Source organism: Flavobacterium sp. (assembly GCF_043720215.1).
Taxonomy (GTDB): domain Bacteria; phylum Bacteroidota; class Bacteroidia; order Flavobacteriales; family Flavobacteriaceae; genus Flavobacterium.
In genome coordinates this window covers 1-2,898 of record NZ_JAYSSZ010000246.1, presented here as the reverse complement: position 1 = coordinate 2,898, position 2,898 = coordinate 1, and the positions used below count along the sequence as shown (strand labels likewise).

Genomic DNA, 2,898 nt, shown 5'->3' with positions numbered 1-2,898 from the left:
CTTAATTATTGAGTTTAGTTTCTTAATAGCTTGTTTAGATAAATTTCCTCATGGTGGTTATGTAACAATCATTATAGCTGCGGTGTTAATTTTTGTGATGGCAATATGGTTTACAGCTAAAAAAATTAGTAAAAATTATACAAAAATTGTAAAAATAGATCATTACAAAAAAGTTTTAGCTGAGTTAAGTGTCGATTTATCTATACCGAAATATGCAACACATTTAGTCTATATGACAAATGCAAATCGTGCCGATGAAATTGAGGAAAAAGTAATGTACTCTATACTACAAAAAAGACCTAAAAGAGCCGATTTGTACTGGTTTGTACATGTGAATATTACAAATGAACCTTACAAAAAAGAATATAGAGTTGTAGAAATTATTAAAGACGATATTTATCGTGTAGATTTTAATTTAGGATTTAGAGAGCCTACAAAAATTAACCTGATGTTTAAAGAAGTTCTAAAAGACATGGTTAGTAAAGGCGAAGTAGATATTACAAGTCGTTACGAATCATTAAGTAAAAACAATATTATTGGAGACTTTAAATTTGTTTTGTCTGAAAAATTCTTATCGAACGATAGTTTTATGCATTGGCACGAAAAATTAGTAATGAATACGTATTTCTTTATTAAAAAATTCTCTTTATCTGAAGAACAAGCTTTTGGTTTAGATAGTAGCTCAGTAAAAGTGGAAAAATTCCCAATGGTTCTTCATGCTCCAGAAAAAATAGAATTGAAACGAGTAGAATAAGTCTAATACAAATTTTACTAATTAATTCGTGAAAATTAGTGAAATTTGGGTTTGTTTTTTAAAATGAAAAGGTAGGTAAGCTAAAAATATTTAGTTTTGAACTTTATTTGAAATAAATAGAAAGTCCCAATCTAAAATTAGATTGGGACTTTCTTTATTTGTAAATAATTTAATTTAGAAGTATTTGTTATAATTAATTCATTTCTGCAAAAGTATCTCCTTGGCGAATATCACCCGTTTTATAACCACGCATAAACCAATATTTACGTTGCTCTGACGAACCATGGGTAAATGATTCTGGAACTACTTGTCCTTGAGTTCTACTTTGTATTGCATCATCTCCAACTGCTTGTGCAGCACTTAATGCTTCGTCAATATCATCAATATCCAGATTTTGTTGGTTGTATTTTGTCCAAACTCCAGCATAAAAATCAGCTTGAAGCTCTAACGCTACCGATAGTTTATTTGCTTCTACTTCGCTCCTACTTTGTTGCAACTGTCTTACTTTATTAGATGTTCCTAAAACTGTTTGAATATGATGTCCTACTTCGTGAGCAATCACATAAGCAATAGCAAAATCCCCTCCTTTTGCCCCAAAACGCGTTTGTAGCTCATTAAAAAATGTCATATCCATGTACACTTTTTCATCACCTGGACAATAAAATGGTCCTGATGCTGCCGTTGCACTTCCGCAAGCTGTTTCAACTGCATCAGAAAATAAGACTATTTTTGGTTGGCGGTATTCCATGTTATTCTCATCAAATATTCTCTGCCAAATATCTTCGTTATCCACAAAAACAGCATTAACAAATTTTCCTAATTCTTTTTCCTCACTTGTTAATTCTCTAGTTCCAGCTTGTGTAGATGTTTGTTGCTGATTCATTTGTTCTAACATTGGCGTAAGCATTTGCGCATTTTCTCCACCAAAAAGATTAAGCAACAAAATGATAATTCCTAGTGCTCCACCTCCTACAATTGCTTTACCACCTGTAGACATTCCTCTTCTATCTTCAACGTTTTCGCTTTGGCGTCTTCCTGTCCATTTCATAGTTTAATGTTTATTAATTTTTAACAAATATACTTTTTACTTTTTATTGTAACCACTTCAATAACATATTTTCAAAAACTTCTTTGATTATTGGTTTCGAAATATAATCGTTCATACCAGCATCTAAGCATTTTTCTTTCTCTCCTTTTATTGTTCCTGCTGTTAATGCAATGATAGGTATTTTGAAATCTGTCATTCTAATTTCTTGTGCTGTTTCATACCCGTTTAGAACTGGCATTTGTATATCTAATAATATAATATCTGGTTTTACTTCTAGGTATTTTTCTATTCCTAATCTTCCGTTTAGTGCTTCTGAAATTATAGCATTTGGCAATATTTTTTTAATTAATGTTCTAGCTAATAACATATTAATCTTATTGTCTTCTACAATAAGCACTTTTTTTACTAGACTAAACACTTCGGCTTTATAATATTGTGTTACATCTTCAAATTCAACTTCAAAATCATTTACATCATTTATGTCTTGATTTTCATAATAGGCAAGGTTTAAATTAAAATAAAAATTACTTCCTTTTTTAATACCACTAATTAATTCTAGTTTACTGCTCATTAATCCCAAAATATTATTTGAAATGGTGAGCCCTAAACCGGTCCCTCCGTAATTTCTTGTGGTCGAATTGTCTTCTTGCGAAAAGGGTTCGAATATTTTTTTATGGTTGTCTTTTTTAATCCCTACACCACTATCTATAACTGAAAATTTAAGATTTATATTTGTTTCTGTTTTTGATTCTGCAACAATATGCAACTCTACTTTTCCTTTGATTGTAAATTTTACTGCGTTTGATAATAAATTGAGCAGAATTTGTTTTAAACGCAATGCATCAATAAAGACATAATTAGGGACTTCGCTATCTATTATTAAATTTAAGGAGATATTTTTTTGTTCTGAATCAAATCGTATGATATCTATAATTTGGTTTGCTAATTCATACAAGTTTACTTTCTGATAATCGAGTTCTAATTTTCCTGTTTCTATTTTAGAAAAATCAAGAATATCGTTTACAACTTCCATAAGAATATTGGCAGATTGATTAACCGTTGTTATATATTCTAACTGATGTGCTTGTAGTTTTGT

The 2,898-nt window shown here is 30.1% G+C and carries 3 protein-coding genes; 1 reads left to right on the top strand and 2 read right to left on the bottom strand.

Annotated elements, in window-relative coordinates; translation table 11 throughout:
• On the top strand, positions 1 to 754 hold a 754-nt coding region (locus ACHZC3_RS10795; RefSeq protein ID WP_394759870.1), incomplete at its 5' end, for a KUP/HAK/KT family potassium transporter.
• 193 nt (positions 755 to 947) lie between these two features.
• Here ACHZC3_RS10795 and ACHZC3_RS10790 read toward each other — a convergent pair.
• Entirely contained in the window at positions 948 to 1,802 is an 855-nt protein-coding gene (locus tag ACHZC3_RS10790) for a neutral zinc metallopeptidase (protein WP_394759869.1), read from the bottom strand.
• 43 nt (positions 1,803 to 1,845) lie between these two features.
• The coding region (locus ACHZC3_RS10785; protein WP_394759868.1) for an ATP-binding protein at positions 1,846 to 2,898 on the bottom strand (1,053 nt) is incomplete at its 5' end.

Coding starts and splice junctions, on each gene's coding strand:
- ACHZC3_RS10790 (WP_394759869.1), bottom strand. CDS start 1,802: ATGAAATGGACAGGAAGACGCCAAAGCGAAAACGTTGAAGATAGAAGA.